The following is a 16,242-nucleotide window of genomic DNA, read 5'->3' as shown; positions in this document are numbered from 1 at the left end:
TATGGCCTTTCGATCTGAAACTCTTGTGGGGGAGAGCCGTGGCGCGGCTCTCCCGAAACGGGGCGGCCTGAAGCGGATCTTCGACCGCAACATTCACGCCTACCTGTTTCTCCTGCCCTGGCTGATCGGCTTTTTCGGCCTCACGCTGGGCCCGGCGCTTGCGTCGCTTTATCTGTCCTTCACCAACTACGACCTGTTGCAGTCGCCGGACTGGGTGGGTGCGGCCAATTATGTGCGCATCGCCACGGCCGACCCGAAATTTGCCGCCGCCATGCAGGTCACCTTCACCTATGTGCTGCTGTCGGTGCCGCTGAAGCTGATTTTCGCGCTGCTGGTGGCGCTCGCCTTCAACCGCGGCATCCGCGGCCTGACCCTCTATCGGGCGATTTTCTATCTGCCGTCCTTGTTGGGCTCCAGCGTCGCGATTGCCGTTCTCTGGCGTCAGCTTTTCGCCTCTGACGGTCTCGTCAACATGATACTCTGGCAGGCCTTTGGTTATGAAGGGCCGAGCTGGATTTCCAATCCGGATTATTCGATCTACACGCTGGTCATCCTGTCGGTCTGGCAGTTCGGTTCGCCGATGATCATTTTCCTCGCAGGTCTGAGGCAAATTCCGCAGGACATGTATGAGGCCGCCGAAATCGATGGCGCGAGCAAGGTGCGGCAGTTCTTCCGCATTACGCTGCCGCTTCTGACGCCCGTCATCTTCTTCAACGCCGTGATCCAGACGATCGACGCCTTCAAGGCCTTCACGCCGGCCTTCATCATTTCCGAGGGCACCGGCGGGCCGATCAATTCGACTCTGTTCTACACGCTCTATCTTTACCAGGAAGCCTTTGGTTTCTTCCGCATGGGTTATGCCTCGGCGCTTGCCTGGATCCTGGTGATCATCATCTCGCTGTTCACGGCCTTCTCGTTCCTCAGCGCAAAATACTGGGTGCATTACGATGACTGACGCTGTTACCGCTCCCCGGCCGGGACAAGGCCCGCAACGCTCGCCGCTGAAATCGGTGATGCTCCATACGGCGCTGATCATCGCCTCCTTTGCGATGCTCTATCCGATCCTGTGGATGATTTCAGGCTCCTTCCGGCCGCAGGACGAGCTGTTCGGCTCCTCCTCGCTCATTCCCTCGGCGGTGGATGTCGGCGGTTATATCAGAGGCTGGACCGGGCTGCAGGTGAGCTTTGGGCAGTTCTTCTGGAACTCCTTCTTCATCTCGGTGCTGGCCACCATCGGCAACGTGGTCGGCTGCTCGCTCACGGCGTTCGCTTTTGCAAGGCTTCGCTTCGGCGGGCGCAATTTCTGGTTCGCGCTGATGCTCGGCACCCCTGATGCTGCCCTATCACGTCGTGCTCATCCCGCAATATATCCTGTTCCTGGAAATGGGCTGGGTGAACACATCGCTGCCGCTGATCGTGCCGAAGTATCTCGCGACGGACGCCTTCTTCATCTTCCTGATGGTGCAGTTCTTCCGCGGTATTCCGCGTGAGCTGGATGAAGCGGCTGTCATGGATGGCTGCTCACCCTTCCGTATCTACTGGAAGATCATGCTGCCCCTGTCGCTGCCGGTTCTGGCAACGGCCGCCATCTTTTCCTTCATCTGGACCTGGGACGACTTCTTCGGTCCGCTGATCTATCTGAACGACATCAACACCTACACCGTGCAGCTCGGTCTCAGGTCCTTCGTGGATTCCACCGGCAGCTCGGACTGGACCTCGCTTTTCGCCATGTCCAACCTGTCACTGGTGCCGGTCTTCCTGTTTTTCCTGTTCTTCCAGCGGCTGCTGATTGAAGGCATCGCGACGACGGGAATGAAACGCTGAACGGATCCCGGATCGGGAACGTATTCTAAGACAATCAACACTGTCGCAGCCGTCCCGCATGCGGCGCGACAGTCGGGAGAAACAGCATGGCAAGCAGCATTACGCTCGAAAAAATCGTCAAGCGGTTCGGCGCTTTTCCGGTCATCCACGGCATCGATCTCAAGATCGAGCCGGGCGAATTCACCGTCTTCGTCGGCCCTTCGGGCTGTGGCAAATCCACGCTTCTGCGCATGATCGCCGGGCTTGAGGAAATCTCCGAAGGCGATCTGCGTATCGACGGTGAGAGGGTCAACGAAACCGCTGCCTCCAAGCGCGGCATCGCCATGGTCTTCCAGTCTTATGCGCTCTATCCGCATATGAGTGTCTACAAGAACCTCGCCTTCGGGCTGGAAACGGCAGGTTACAAGAAGCCGGAGGTGGAGGCGCGGGTGCAGAAGGCTGCCGATATCCTGCAGATCGGCCCGCTGTTGCAGCGCAAGCCGAAGGCGCTTTCCGGCGGCCAGCGCCAGCGTGTCGCCATCGGCCGCGCCATCGTGCGCGAGCCGAAAATCTTCCTGTTCGACGAACCGCTCTCCAACCTCGATGCGGAACTGCGCGTGCAGATGCGCGTCGAAATTGCCAAGCTGCACCAGACGCTCGGCAGCACCATGATCTATGTGACGCATGACCAGGTGGAAGCCATGACCATGGCCGACAAGATCGTCGTGCTGCGCGACGGCCGCATCATGCAGGTTGGCCGCCCGCTCGATCTCTACAACAATCCCGCAAACCAGTTCGTCGCGGGGTTCATCGGCTCACCGAAGATGAATTTCCTCTCCGCAAAAGTGGCTTCAGGCGACACCTCCAACCGCACCATCGAAGTGGCGGGACAGCGCATCGTGCTTGAAAAACCGGTCACTGCTCAGCAGGGGGAACCGCTCACCTTCGGTGTGCGCCCGGAACATGTGAACCCGCAGGCGCAATCCTCTCTCGGTGAAGCTTCCATCCAGCTCGTGGAACATCTCGGTGGCTCGACGGTGGTTTACACCAGCACCCCCGACGGCCAGCCAGCGACCGTGCTTCTCGATGGCCAACGCCAGATCCGCATCGGCGAAACGATTCCCTTTGCCTTCGATCTGGGCAAGACGCATCTGTTCGGCGCGGATGGACGGCGGATATGAGAACGAGTGGTGAGCTGTCTCACCACAGTGGCTGACGAAGTCCAGAAAGCTTTGCGTTCTTCATCCTCGGGCTTGTCCCGAGGATGAAGAACGTGTTTGTTCCACATGATCAGGTTCCCGGCACGAGGCCGGGGTGACGCCGCGTGTGAGGTTAATCGTGCGCTAATCGGCCACTCCGCGGCCAGCGAGTATCTTGCCTAGTGTCAGCGCGTCTTCCGCAAACTGGCCGATGTCATCACCCGTGACGAATTCCAGCATCGCATAGGCGGGTCTCGTCCATTCGCCCTCAGGCAAAGCCTCGATGCACGCCCGCCAGTAGTCTGCGCGGTCGGCAAGCGGCAGGCGGCTGGCGTCGGCGAGCCAGGCGAACACATGCAGATGGCAGATGCGTGGGCCGAGTGAGGATATTTCCGCGAGTGCCTCTTCCAGCGGCAGGCCCGGGGCGGGCTGCCAGTAGAAGAACAGGTTGGGCATCGGCAAATCCTGCGCCAGCTGCTGGGCGGAGGGGAGGGCATCGGTCAGCGAATTCGGGTGGTATTCGAGACCGATTGTCATGTGAAACTCAGCTGCTCGGTGAGCAATTGTCGCCAGAGCTTCCGTTGCCGCGCGGCGTTCCGCGGGTGTGTAATCGGCGGATGGACGTTTGCGTTGCCCCGGCCAGATACGGATATGCTGTGTGCCGAGCGCCCTTGCGGTTTCGAGCACACTGGTCACATCGTCAGGTGTGAAATCCGGCGCGAAGATATAGGAACCGTAGGACGAGACGGAGAGGCCTGCTTCCGCCGTCCGCGCCGCAACCTGCCGCGCATTTTCGAGATCGCCCGGCGGGACATGGACATCCGCACCCCATTCGATCGCCCTGATGCCATTGCTGGCCGCAAGCTCTATCACGACCTGTGGCGTCAGGGAGCGGAAGGTGACGGAGCACAGGCCGGGTTCGAAAGGTCTCACGCGATCAGGTCCAGATGTTCGGGCCGCACCTGCTGCTGCAAAGGCACTGCGCAGCAGAAGCGTTCGATTTCGGCAATCGCCATGTCGCCGAGCCTCGCCCGTTCGAGACCGGTGGCGCCCGCAATATGCGGCGTCAGGAAGACGTTCGGCAGGCTGTAAAAGGGCGAGTCCGGCGGCGGCACTTCGGGATCGGTCACGTCGATGACGGCTTCGATGCGTCCGGTTTTTAGTTCGGCCAGAAGCGCGTCTTCATCCACAAGTGCGCCGCGCGCCGTGTTGATCAGGGTTGCGCCGTCCTTCATGCGGGCAAGCGCTGCCGCGCCAATCATATGCCGCGTCTGCGGCAGGGAGGGCGCATGCAGGGAAATGACGTCGCTCGCCGCCATCAGCTCCTCGAGCGAGGCAAGACGGACGCCGAGCTTTTCCGCTTCCGCAGCACCGAGAAGCGGGTCGAAAAGCATGAGATCGAGATCGAAGGGCTTCAATAGACCAATGACGCGACGTCCGATGCGTGACGCGCCGACGATGCCGACCGTGAGGCCGAGATTGCCGATGGCCTGCGCCTGCAATCGCTCGACCGGGGCTCGGTCGCGATGCTCCAGATAAAGACGTCGGAAACCGAAGGTGCGCTTGCCGGCCAGCAGGATCATCGCCAGAGAAAATTCTGCGACCGGCTGCGCATTCGCCTCTGCGGCGCTGCACACCGTAACGCCCCGATCGAACACCGCTTGCGACAGGAAATATTTTACCGTGCCGGCAGCATGGGAGATAAGCCTGAGGCGGGGCATCAGCGCCAGTTCCTGCGCGCCGATATCCGGACAGCCCCAGCCGGTCAGGAGGATATCCGTCTTCGCCAGCTGCTCTTTCACCGCAGGATCGTGGAAATCGCGGATTGTGCCTGTGTCGAGAATCTCGACCCTCTCTGACAACCTGTCGAGCGCCTGCGATGTCAGCACATGCTCGGTCCGTTCCGGGTCCATGGCTATGCTGAGACGCGGAATCGGGCTCGTCATTGCGGCTCTCCCCTGGCCGCCATGCTGCTGACCGGCACGCCCTCTCTCGCGAAGAGGCGATCAAGCGCCTCCAGGTCGGGAATGGCTGGAACCGAAGCCATTGCTTTCTCGCCTTCCGGGCCGCTCACCCCGGCAAAGACCGCGCAAATCAGAACGCTCTCGCCGGCAGCGATCTGGCCGCGCAATTGCGGCACGGTGGTCTTGGCGTTGATGAGATTTGTATTGGGCAGTGCCTTCAGTGCCACGCCGTGCCGGTCTATGCTCGAACCGAGATCGATGATTGCCGATATGTCAGTGCCACAATCCGTCGTCGCCCGGCCGGCCTCTTCGCTCATGGCGTCGCGGTCGCCATCGTTGCGGTTGATCGCAAAGCCACCTTCCGTAACCCAAAGGGAGCGGGCAGAGGTGATCCGGTGCAGTCTGATATGCCAGTCGCCAGCCGCAACCAGCGTGGTTTCAACGGCGACATCGGCAAACGGCTTCCATGTCGCCCGCAGGCTTGCTCCCGCCAGCAGAACCTTTTCGTTGGTCTCGCGCACGCGGTAATGTAGTCCGTCCTCGGAAAAGGCCAGCATATTGTCGAAACCGTTGGTCTTGAAGCCACGCTCGTCCACTTCCACGCCGAAGCCGTAGCGGGAGGAATAGGCGAATTTTGCGTATTTTTCCGGCCCGCCGCGCATGGAGAGATTTTCCTGGCCGCTGGAGAGCGCCGTGACGTTGCCTTTCCTCCGCATCATCACCATGCCGGGATGAACAAGCGGCTTAGGGCTTGCGGACGGCTCGGGCAGCCTTTCCTCCGCCAGCCAGAAGGGATGACTTTCCGGCAGGGCAAGCGGCAGGAAAGCCTTGAAAGCCCAATAGGGCGAACCTGCAGAATTATAACTTTCCGACATGGTGAGCTGCGGATAGGCGTAGCCGATGGAGAGCACGCCATCGCGATCGGCAATCGGCTTTTTGGCCCACCAGCGCAGATGCTGCAGATAAAGGCCCTTGATCTCGCCCCAGGGCAGCGCCTCCTCGTCGGCAAAGGCAAGGCCCGCCCAGAAACCGCCACAGGCAAAACGGTAGGTCATGGAGCGGCCGAAAGCCAGGGTTCCGCCATCCTGATCGAACCAGCTGGCAAAATCGCCAGCGAAAAGCCGTGCGCGCTGCCGGTAACGCTCGGCATAGGCGTTATCAGGCTTGCTAAGTTTCGCGTAAATCAGCCCGTAGAAATGCATGGCGAAGGCAATGTAGTGATCGATGCGGCGATAGTTGCCGTCGCGATACCAGCCGTCGGATATATAGAAATCGTCGAGCTCCTTCTGGAAGGTTTCGGTCAGGCTGCGGTCAAATTCGATACCGAGATGGTCGAGCGCCATGTCGACCATGATGCGAAAAAACTTCCAGTTATTATCGGCGTAACCGCGCTCACGGGCGGTCAGCAAATAGCGGCGCACATTGTCTTTCTGTGTATCGGACAGTGGTTCCCACAGATGCTGTGGCGCAAGCCGCAGTGCAAAACCGATTGCAGCGAGCTCCACCAGCCGCTGATCCTTCTGGCGCACATCACCCCAGTATTCAGGATGGGAAGGATCGGTGCCGTTGGCTATGCCCCGGGCGAGAAGCGGCCAATGGTCGAAACGATCGCCACTCAGCGCAAGCGGTGCGATGCCCCAGAGCGGTCGGGCAAAGCCTTCCAGATCGGCCGCCGCGCGGTCGAAGTGCGCGGCTGCTCCGCTGAGCGTCACCCTTGCGCCACCCTGCGAGAAATAGGGAAGAAGCGGCGCAAAGCTATCATCCAGCGCCCGCCGGACATCGGCGCGGCTTTTGAGCGGATTGCCGTGCAGCGGATTAAATCGCGCCATATGGGGTCTGCTCATGGTATCATGCATCGCGTGTCGCCTTTCCCGTCTTTTTCGCCTTGCCGGCTGTCTGTCCTTCCACCAGCTGCACGCCAAGTTGCACCTGACGGGCATTGGCGGAAGGTTCGGTCAGGCGCCGCCGCAGCAGGTCAACCGCTTCGCGCGCAATCTCGCGGCGATCGACCCGGATCGTGCTGAGACGTGGGGTAGAAAGTTCGGCAAAGGGCAGGTCATCGAAACCGATGATGGAAAGATCGTCGGGAACGCCGAGGCCCAGCTCCTGCGCTGCCCCGAGTGCGCCAAGGGCAATTGCGTCATTCATACAGAAAATGCCTGTCAGTTCAGGGTTTTTGGCCAGCAGCTGGCGAACCGCGTCGCCCGCCTGCCCGAAGCCGCTATCTGCCGTCGAAAGCAGGAACTCCTCATAGGTCGTTCCTTTCTCCTCAAGGATCGTATGGCGGAAGCCGCGCATGCGCTCCCTGATGGTGTGGCGATGATGCGGACCGATATAGGCGACCTTGCGATGGCCGAGTTCCAGAAGCCGCCGGGCCGCCAGCGCGCCGCCGTAAAAATTGGAAGGCGAAACGCAATCGAGCATCATGGAGGGGTCAGCACTGTTGACAAGAACAGGTTGCAGTACGCCCTGCGTGATGCGGTGGATGATCTCCTCCTCGGGATCGAGCCCGATGGCCAGGAGGCCGTCCACCTCACAGACCCGCTGGATCAGGGAATCGTCTATCTGCTTCTGGTGCAATAGCCTGATGTCGAGTTCGAAACCGTCCGTCTGGGCGAGGCTGCGCAGCACATCGAAAATATCGTGATAAAACGCGCCAATATCGCCCGTCGCCCTTTCCGCGGACATGAGCGCGAGGATTGTCTTGCCTTCCAGCTGCACACCGGCCGCCTGGTTGGTCGCCGGTCGCAAGGGGTAACCGAGCTCCGCCGCAACTCCCAGAACCTTGGTCTGGATCGACGCGCTGATTCCTTTTTCCCCTGCGAGAACACGCGAGACTGTGCTGATGGAGACCCCGGCGCGCTGGGCGATATCCGACTGGCGCGGACGGCTGATGTCGGGCGTATCGTTCATATCGGCTCCTGCGCTTGCAAAAAAATCTATTATGATGCAAATATTGCAAACAGAGAAAATTTGCAAGAATTTAAGTGATATCAGAAAAATTTGCAAAACGCGGGAGGAGCAGATGCAAATGATCGATAGACGCGGGTTTTTGGTGACGGCGGCGCTGGCGAGCCTGGGTGCTGCGGCGGGCGGTTTTCGCGCGGCTGCGGCTGAAACCCGGCTTCGTTGCGTGTGGTGGGGATCTGCCGATCGCAGCAAGCGCACCAACGATGTGATCGCTCTTTACCAGAAGGCCAATCCGCAGACCGAGATCAGCGGGGAAATGATCGCCGGTTCCGATTACTGGACCAAGCTTGCGACATCGATGGCGGGGCGAAACGTCGCCGATATCTTCCAGCTTGAACCCTCCACCATCGCCGATTATTCGGGTCGAGGCGCCTGCATGGAGCTGGATCAGTTCGTCGGCAAGTCGCTTGATCTTTCCACCTTCGGCAAAAGCGAGATCGATCTCTGCCGTATCGACGGCAAGCTTTACGGTGTCGGCCTCGGGCTCAATTCCTTCTGCATGATGTATGACGCCGACACGCTGAAAGAAGCGGGTGTTTCCGTTCCACAGGATCAGATCACCTGGAAGGCGCTTGCTGAACTGGCGCGCGATTTCAAGAAGAACGGCCCGGCGAAGCGCAACTATTGGGCCGTACCCTATGGCGCGCGTTATCATTATGTCTTCGACGTCTGGCTGCGCCAGCGCGGCAAGCTTCTGTTTAAGGACGGCACCATCGGCTTCAACAAGGAAGATGCCAAGGAATGGTTCGCCTATTGGGAGGACCTGCGCGAGAACAAGCTTTGCGTTTCCGCCGATATCCAGACGCGTGACGACAATACCATCGAATCCAATGCGCTGACGCTTGGCAATTCGGCCATTGGTTTTGCCTATTCCAACCAGCTTGTCGGTTACCAGAAACTCAATAAGCAAACGCTGTCCATCGGTATGCTGCCGGGTGAGGGGCCGGGCAAGCCGACCGGGCATTATTATCGGCCGGGCCTCATCTGGTCCATTTCGTCCACTTCGACCAACGCGGAAGCGGCGGCGAAATTCATCAACTTCTTCGTCAACGATCTGGAAGCAGGCAAGGTGCTCGGCGTCGAGCGCGGCGTGCCGCCCGCCAAGGTTGTGCGCGAGGCATTGTTGCCGACGCTCAACGAGACCGAGCGCAAGACGGTGGATTACATTGAGAGCCTGTCGGGCAAGCTCGATCCCTATCCGGAGCCCGCCCCGATCGGCGCCAATGAGTTCGACCGCGGCGTGATGCGCCCCATCGCCGATTCGCTCGCCTTCGGCCGCGCGAGCGTGGATGAAGCAGCGCAAAATCTCGTCGACACCGGCACGCGGACCCTGCGCAAGCGCGGCTGACGACGAAAGGGCACCGCCGCGCGGTCTCGCAGCCGCGTGGCGATGCCTTTTTCATGAAGCGAGGGCGGTGAATCCCGCTTTCCGCCTTTTGGAAGCGCCTGAACGGCAAACAGCACTGGACAAGTGCATGGCATTTAAGCCAGAAATTCTGATCTGGATCGATAAATCTGAAGATTAGAATATGGCGCCCAATTTCCTTCTCGTTGATGCTGAAAAAGAATTCGATGTGCTGAAAGCGGCCGCATCGCTGATCCGCGTGCAGATATTGAAGCTCTTGCACGAGGCGAGCGGTCTCAATGTCAACGAAATTGCGCAGAGGCTGGATTTGCCCCAGTCCACCGTTTCCGCCGGCGTGGCCGTTCTGGAGGAGGCGGGGTTGCTGCGAACCGAGACGCGCAAGGCGCGCAAGGGCAGCCAGAAAATCTGCTTTGCCACCTGCGACGAACTCATCGTTTCCTTCCGGAAACCCGAAACCCCGGCGACCTCAAACTATATTGCCGTGGCGATGCCTCTCGGTCTTTACACGCAAAGTTCGGTAACGGCGCCCTGTGGCATCTGCTCGCCGGAGGGCATTATCGGGCTTCTGGATGTGCCCGATACGTTCATGGATCCGGACCGCATGAAGACGGCCTTGTTATGGCTGACATCGGGTTTCGTCGAGTATCAGTTCCCCAATAACGCCAAGATTCAGGGGCGGGAGGTCGAGGAAGTCGAGTTTTCCATGGAGGTCAGTTCCGAGGTTCCCGGAACCCACAGCAACTGGCCGTCGGACATCACCCTGTCCGTCAACGGCAGGGAAATCGGCGTCTGGACGTCGCCCGGCGATTTCGGAGACAAGCGGGGAACATTTACGCCGGACTGGTGGAAGCTGTCCGGTTCGCAATACGGTATGCTGAAAACATGGCGGATTACCGCCCAGGGAACCTTTGTGGATGGGACCCGGATTTCGGATGTGACGCTCGCGGATATCGATCTGACCAGCCACCGTTCCATCCGGCTGCGCATCGAGGTCAAGGCGGATGCGAAACATCCGGGCGGGCTGAACATATTTGGCCGCGGGTTCGGAAATTACGACCAGGACATCGTTCTGCGTCTGCGAACGGCTGCCTGATACAGCAAATTTAATAAGTATGATTTTCGCGGTTGACAGGCGCGAATTCCCTCGGCAACTATATTATCAAATGTGGTTTATACCACATTTCACGATATAAATGCGCATGGGAGGAGAGCCTTATGAAAGCGCGGGTTTCAGTCCACCGGGACTTCCGGATTGGGCGTATCGACGATCGTCTTTATTCCGCCTTCATCGAACATATGGGGCGCGCCATATACGGCGGCATCTACGAGCCGGGCCATCCTCAGGCGGATGAAAACGGCTTTCGCAAGGACGTTCTGAAATTCGTGCAGGACCTGAAGATCCCGGCCATCCGTTATCCGGGCGGCAACTTCGTTTCGGCCTATCGCTGGGAAGACGGCATCGGGCCGCGCGACCAGCGTCCCATCCGTCTCGATCTCGCCTGGCGCTCCAAGGAAACCAACCAGATCGGCATCAATGAATTCGCCGACTGGGCGCAGATGGCCGGCATCGAGATGATGCTCGCCGTCAATCTCGGCTCCCGTGGTCTGGACGACGCCCGCAACTTCCTCGAATACGTCAACTTCCCCGGCGGTACGACGCTCAGCGATCTGCGCCGCAGCCATGGCGCCGAAAAACCGCATGGCGTGAAAATGTGGTGCCTTGGCAACGAAATGGACGGTCCCTGGCAGATCGGTCACAAAACGGCGGTGGAGTACGGGCGTCTCGCCAACGAAACCGCCAAGGCCTTCAAGGGTTTCGACCCGACAATTGAAGCAATCGTCTGCGGCAGCTCCAATGACGGCATGCCCACTTATCCCGAATGGGAGCGGGAAGTTCTCGAGGAGTGCTATGAAAATGTGGATCACATCTCGCTGCACAAATATTTTGGCAATAACAGCCGCGACACGCTGAATTATTTCGGCAAGATCGAGGAAACCGGACGCTACATCCAGACGATTGCGGGCGTCATCGATTATGTGAAGGCGAAGAAGCGCGCCAAGAACGACGTCTCCATCTGCTTCGACGAATGGAACGTCTGGTATCACATCCGCGAAGAAGACGGCAAACGCATCAAGAGCTGGGACTGGCCGGAAGCGCCCGCACTTCTCGAAGAGACATACAATTTCGAGGACGCGCTGTTCGTGGCGGGTCTGCTCAACGAGTTCATCCGCCGTTCGGATCGGGTGCGCATCGCCTGCATCGCGCAGCTCGTCAATGTCATCGCGCCCATCCGTGCCGAGAAGAACGGCCCGGCATGGCGTCAGACGATCTATTATCCATACCAGTTTGCTTCGCTTTATGGCCGTGGCGTCGCGCTGAATGTCGCCGTTGATTGCCCGACCTATGACTGCAATGCGGCCGATGACGTCAAATATCTCGATGTCGCCGGTGTCTATGACGAGGCGGAAGGCATGGTGACATTGTTCGTGTTGAACCGGCACTTGACCGAGGCCGCCGACCTCGATGTCAGCCTCACCGGTTTCTCGTCGACCACGCTCGATCTGCATCTGGCCATGGCGGGATATGATCTGCGTGTCGGTAATGGCCCGGATCAGCCGGATCGTGTCGTGCCGGTGCCGGGCGGCGGTGTCGGCGTCGAAGACGGAGCGCTGAAGGGCTCCGTGCCGGCGCTGTCTTATCATGTGCTGCGTCTGAAGGTTCAGTGAGGCGGCCATGGGTGTCCGTCTCAACAATATCGCCAAGTCCTTCGGCTCCTTCGCGGCGATCCGGGATGTCTCGATGGACATCCCCACCGGCAGCTTCGCGGTCTTCGTCGGGCCTTCCGGTTGCGGCAAATCCACGCTGCTGCGGATGATTGCCGGTCTTGAAGAGACCAGCGGCGGACGCATAGCCATCGACGACCGTGATGTCACGGCCGTCGAGCCGGCGGATCGCGGCGTTGCGATGGTTTTCCAGAACTACGCCCTCTATCCGCATCTGACGGTGTTCGAGAACATGGCGTTCAGCCTGCGTCTTGCCCGCCGGCCGAAGGCGGAGGTGAATGAGAGGGTGGGCGAGGCGGCCCGCATTCTGCAGCTGGAAGATCATCTGCAGAAAAAACCGTCGCAGCTTTCCGGTGGACAGCGCCAGCGCGTCGCCATCGGCCGCGCCATCGTTCGACAGCCGAAGGTCTTCCTGTTCGATGAGCCGCTTTCGAACCTCGATGCGGAGTTGCGCGTGCAGATGCGGCTGGAGCTGACCCGGCTTCACCGCAAGCTGGGTGCCACAATGATCTATGTCACCCATGATCAGGTGGAGGCCATGACGCTCGCGGACAAGATCTTCGTGTTGAAGGGCGGCGTCGTGCAGCAGGCGGGCGCTCCGCTCACCCTCTATGACGATCCTGATAACCGGTTCGTCGCCGGCTTCATCGGCTCACCGGCGATGAACTTCCTGCAGGCGGACGTCGTCGGACAGCACGAAGGCGTCGTGACGCTTTCGCCCGATGGCGGGCATGGACATATCGAGGCGCGGCTCTCGCAACCCGTCTCCGCCGGGCAGCGTGTCGAGATCGGGATCCGACCCGAGCATCTGATCATAACACAGGACGGTGCCTTGCCGGTCGTTGTCGAGGTCGCGGAAGAGCTGGGCGACGTCTCCTACCTCTATACCCGCACCGGGGCCGGCAGGGAAATCATCGTGCAGCGCCAGGGCTCGCGCGAGAGCCTGGATGGCCGTCCGGTTTCGCTCACCGCCGCGCCCGACCACATCATGGTTTTCGACAGCGACGGCAGAAGGTTGCGATAGGCGCGAGGAGGCGCCTGTCGATGCAGCAGACCATCCCCATGGGGTGTTTTCAAAGAAAACGGGAGGAGTGAACGATGCGACTGATCAAGACATTGCTTATTGGCACGGTTCTGGGTTTGACCGCCCTGCCGGCGCTGGCCAGACAGGATATCGTCTGGTGGGATTTCCTGTCCGGCGGTGACGGCGTGCGCATGAAGGCGTTGATCGATGCCTTCAACAAGGAACATCCTGATATTCAGGTGAAGGGAACGACGCTCGAATGGGGCGTGCCCTTCTATACCAAGGTGCGGACCGCTTCTGCCGTCGGCGAAGGACCTGACGTCATGACCTATCACCTGTCCCGTGCGCCGCTGGCGCTGCAGGAGAAGGTGCTGAGCGAGATTACCGACAAGGATCTTGAGGATGCGGGCCTGAAGAAGGACGATTTCTTCAGTGCGCCGCTCGATGCGGCCACCCATGACGGCAAGCTTTATGCCGTGCCTTTCGATATTCACGCGCTGGTTCTCTATTACAATGCCGATCTTCTCAAAGGCTCGCCTTATATCGATGCCGAAGGCAAGCTGACCGGTATCAAGACGATAGACGACTTCGAGAAGGCGCTGGCCTGGGCCAAGGAAAAAGGCGTCGAAACGCCGGTCACGTATCAATCCGGCGGAGAAGCCGGTGTCTGGCGCGTTTTTTACACCTTGTTCTCGCAGCAGGGTGGTGAACTCGTCACCAATGGCGAGGTGCTGGCCGGCGACAATGCGGAGAAGGCTGCCAAGGCTATCGATACAATGTCGAAATGGCGCGAAAACGGCTGGGCGCCGGAGCAGGCGGAATATCCCGCTTCCGTCGCGCTCTTCTCCGCCGGAAAATCCGCCTTCCAGCTGAACGGCGTCTGGGAAGTGCCGACCTACAAGGACCTGGAAAAGAACAACAAGCTGGGCTTCAAATGGAGCGCGGTCGAGGTTCCGCCCTTCATGGGTAAACGCGCTACATGGGCGGATTCACACGCTTTTGCCATTCCCAACCAGGATGACAAGACCGTTTCCGGCGAAAAACGCGCCGCGGTGATGAAGGTAATCGGCTGGATGGAAAAACACGCCATCAGCTGGGCCGATGCCGGCCATATCCCGGCCTATAAATCGATCACCGAGGGCAGCGATTACAAGGCGATGCAGCCGAACGCCACCTATGCGTCACTTGCGGAAGCAGCCGTGTTCGATCCGAAAACGACGATCACGGGTGTCGCTTCGCCTGCCTATGATGCCGCGCTCAACGTCATCGCTCCGGCCATTCAGGGCTTCATGAGCGGCACGGATGCGGTGGAGCAGATCAAGGAAGAGCTGCAAAGCAAGCTGAAGTGACAGGAACCGGCCCTCCGGTCTCTGGCCGGAGGGCGCCTGCAATGCGTGAAGTCCCGGAGACAGTCCATGGCTATGATTGAAAACCGGCGCAAGAAATCGCTGATCGCGCTGTCGATGGTGACGCCGTTCATCGTGGTCTTCGCCACCTTCTTCCTTTATCCGCTGATCGAGATGGTGCGCATGAGTTTCACCGATGCGCCCCTGATCGGTGATGGAAACTGGGTCGGGTTTGCAAACTACGCAAAGCTGCTGAGCGACCGCCTGTTTATAACGTCGCTGAAGAACAACGGTTATTTTGTGCTTCTAACCGTGGTCCCGACGACCGTCATCGCGCTGATGATCGCACTCGCCGTCAGCCGCCTTTCGGGCGTCAGGCAGACGGTTGCGATGAGCCTGTTTTTCTTGCCCTATGTCTTGCCTGTATCGGTCGTCACGGAAATCTGGACGTGGATGCTCGATCTTCAGTTCGGCATTCTTCAGCCGGTAATTTCCCTGTTTGCCGGAAAACCGGTCGCGGTCTTCAAGAATCCCTATTGGGTCATGCCGATGGTCGCCGTCGTCACCATCTGGTGGACCAACGGTTTCAACGTATTGCTATTCATCGCGGGTCTTCGCAACATTCCGGCCGAGCTTTATGAGGCCGCCTCGCTCGATGGCGCAACGACGTGGCAACGCTTCTGGCGCGTGACCTGGCCGCTATTATGGCCCGTGACAGCCCTCGTGCTGACCCTTCAATTGATCCTGCAACTGAAGATATTCGACCAGATCTATCTCCTGAGCGGCGGCGGCCCTTTCAACTCAAGCTTCGTGCTGCTTCTAAAGGTCTATCGTGAAGCCTTCCAGCTCAACAATGGCGGTTATGCCTCTGCCGTCGCCACCGTGCTGTTCCTGCTGATCGTCATCGTTTCCATTCTCCAGTTCCAGTTGCTGCGCATCCGGAGGAACTCATGAGCCTTACCAGAAGACTAGAAAACATCATCCTGACCGTGCTGACCTTCTCGGCGGCGCTGGTATGGATATTTCCGCTCTACTGGACCTTCGTCACCTCCATTCGCTCGGATGAGAATGTGGCAGGGAACACCTTGCTGATACCCGACGAGTTCCGGCTGAGCGCCTATGTGAACGCCATCTTCAACACGCAGTTGATGAACTGGTATATCAACTCGGTCGGCACGGCGGCGATCGTTACCGTATCGGTGCTTCTTATCTCGATGTTGTGCGCCTATGCCCTCTCGCAGATACGGTTTCCGGGCCGACGCCTGCTCTATGGCATCGTGCTGGCGAGTTTCATGGTGCCGGCGCAGACGCTTGTCGTCACGCAGTTCATCCTGATGAAAAACCTTAACCTCATCAACACCTGGGCAGGCATCATCCTGCCGCAGCTCATCACGCCCATCGTCATCATCGTCTACAAGCAGTTCTTCGACAGCGTGCCGAAGGAGATGCGCGAGGCTGTGGTTCTGGATGGCGGCGGTGAGTATACAATCCTTTTCAAGGTCTACCTGCCGCTGAACTGGGGCATTACGACCGCCATGGCGATCGTGACATTCATCACGGTCTGGAACGCCTTCTTCTGGCCCTTCCTCGTCGTTACCTCGGAAAACATGATGACGATCCCGGTCGGCATCACCCAGGTCAATGACACATTCGGCGTTGCCTATGCACGGCTGATGGCCATCGCCATGCTTGCCGCGCTGCCGGTCATCATCGCCTACGTCATCTTCCAGCGGCGGGTAACGGAAGCCATCATGATCTCGTCCGGTGTGAAAGGGTGAGGGGGCGG

Annotated in this window: 13 protein-coding genes and 1 pseudogene; 10 read left to right on the top strand and 4 right to left on the bottom strand. The window is 59.4% G+C overall.

Annotation, left to right across the window (positions count from 1 at the left end; genetic code table 11):
- The first annotated feature begins 1 nt into the window (after position 1).
- The 3 genes and pseudogenes from QE453_RS00335 to QE453_RS00325 all read left to right on the top strand — a co-directional run bounded on the left by QE453_RS00335 (position 2) and on the right by QE453_RS00325 (position 2,984).
- Positions 2-955: a carbohydrate ABC transporter permease gene (locus tag QE453_RS00335; protein ID WP_004444936.1), complete on the top strand. Its 954-nt coding sequence runs from the start codon at positions 2-4 to the stop codon at positions 953-955.
- A pseudogene (locus QE453_RS00330) lies at positions 948-1,824 on the top strand (carbohydrate ABC transporter permease). The gene QE453_RS00335 and the pseudogene QE453_RS00330 overlap by 8 nt, the downstream one beginning before the upstream one ends.
- Before the next feature lie 86 nt (positions 1,825-1,910).
- Complete coding sequence (locus QE453_RS00325) at positions 1,911-2,984, top strand: ABC transporter ATP-binding protein (RefSeq protein ID WP_004444934.1); 1,074 nt, start codon at positions 1,911-1,913, stop codon at positions 2,982-2,984.
- 162 nt (positions 2,985-3,146) lie between these two features.
- Here the strand turns inward: QE453_RS00325 and QE453_RS00320 are convergent, their stop codons facing one another.
- The 4 genes from QE453_RS00320 to QE453_RS00305 are packed head-to-tail and all read right to left on the bottom strand — an operon-like array spanning position 3,147 to position 7,879.
- Positions 3,147-3,935, bottom strand: coding sequence for a TIM barrel protein (locus QE453_RS00320; protein ID WP_309776152.1), 789 nt, complete (start codon positions 3,933-3,935; stop codon positions 3,147-3,149).
- Positions 3,932-4,948 (bottom strand): hydroxyacid dehydrogenase, encoded by a 1,017-nt coding sequence (locus QE453_RS00315; protein WP_107339616.1) that lies wholly within the window; start codon positions 4,946-4,948, stop codon positions 3,932-3,934. The genes QE453_RS00320 and QE453_RS00315 overlap by 4 nt, the downstream gene beginning before the upstream one ends.
- Positions 4,945-6,822: a DUF2264 domain-containing protein gene (locus QE453_RS00310; protein WP_309776151.1), complete on the bottom strand. Its 1,878-nt coding sequence runs from the start codon at positions 6,820-6,822 to the stop codon at positions 4,945-4,947. Before QE453_RS00310 ends, QE453_RS00315 begins: the two co-directional genes overlap by 4 nt.
- Positions 6,815-7,879 (bottom strand): LacI family DNA-binding transcriptional regulator, encoded by a 1,065-nt coding sequence (locus QE453_RS00305; RefSeq protein WP_022562628.1) that lies wholly within the window; start codon positions 7,877-7,879, stop codon positions 6,815-6,817. Before QE453_RS00305 ends, QE453_RS00310 begins: the two co-directional genes overlap by 8 nt.
- Positions 7,880-7,991: 112 nt before the next feature.
- Here QE453_RS00305 and QE453_RS00300 point away from each other — a divergent pair, with 112 nt between their 5' ends.
- From QE453_RS00300 to QE453_RS00270, 7 genes are all read left to right on the top strand, one after another.
- Positions 7,992-9,284 (top strand): ABC transporter substrate-binding protein, encoded by a 1,293-nt coding sequence (locus QE453_RS00300; RefSeq protein WP_309776150.1) that lies wholly within the window; start codon positions 7,992-7,994, stop codon positions 9,282-9,284.
- Positions 9,285-9,465: 181 nt separating this feature from the next.
- Positions 9,466-10,395 (top strand): transcriptional regulator, encoded by a 930-nt coding sequence (locus tag QE453_RS00295; protein ID WP_004444928.1) that lies wholly within the window; start codon positions 9,466-9,468, stop codon positions 10,393-10,395.
- Between the two features lie 122 nt (positions 10,396-10,517).
- Positions 10,518-12,029 carry an alpha-N-arabinofuranosidase gene (locus QE453_RS00290; protein ID WP_309776149.1) on the top strand — a complete coding sequence of 504 codons (1,512 nt, stop codon included), beginning with the start codon at positions 10,518-10,520 and terminating at the stop codon, positions 12,027-12,029.
- 7 nt (positions 12,030-12,036) lie between these two features.
- The gene (locus QE453_RS00285) at positions 12,037-13,110 is read left to right on the top strand and encodes an ABC transporter ATP-binding protein (RefSeq protein WP_006700547.1); all 1,074 of its coding nucleotides are present in this window, start codon (positions 12,037-12,039) and stop codon (positions 13,108-13,110) included.
- Positions 13,111-13,184: 74 nt separating this feature from the next.
- Positions 13,185-14,459, top strand: a complete 1,275-nt coding sequence (locus QE453_RS00280; RefSeq protein ID WP_112554188.1) for an extracellular solute-binding protein — start codon at positions 13,185-13,187, stop codon at positions 14,457-14,459.
- 66 nt (positions 14,460-14,525) lie between these two features.
- On the top strand, positions 14,526-15,410 hold the full coding sequence (locus tag QE453_RS00275) for a carbohydrate ABC transporter permease (RefSeq protein ID WP_004444920.1): 885 nt from the start codon (positions 14,526-14,528) through the stop codon (positions 15,408-15,410).
- Positions 15,407-16,234 carry a carbohydrate ABC transporter permease gene (locus QE453_RS00270; RefSeq protein WP_004444918.1) on the top strand — a complete coding sequence of 276 codons (828 nt, stop codon included), beginning with the start codon at positions 15,407-15,409 and terminating at the stop codon, positions 16,232-16,234. Before QE453_RS00275 ends, QE453_RS00270 begins: the two co-directional genes overlap by 4 nt.
- Positions 16,235-16,242 lie beyond the last annotated feature (8 nt).

The organism is Agrobacterium sp. SORGH_AS_0440 (assembly GCF_031453135.1).
In the GTDB taxonomy this organism is placed as follows: domain Bacteria; phylum Pseudomonadota; class Alphaproteobacteria; order Rhizobiales; family Rhizobiaceae; genus Agrobacterium; species Agrobacterium pusense.
Note: the sequence above shows the minus strand (reverse complement) of the source record. Positions and strands in the feature narration are given on the sequence as shown.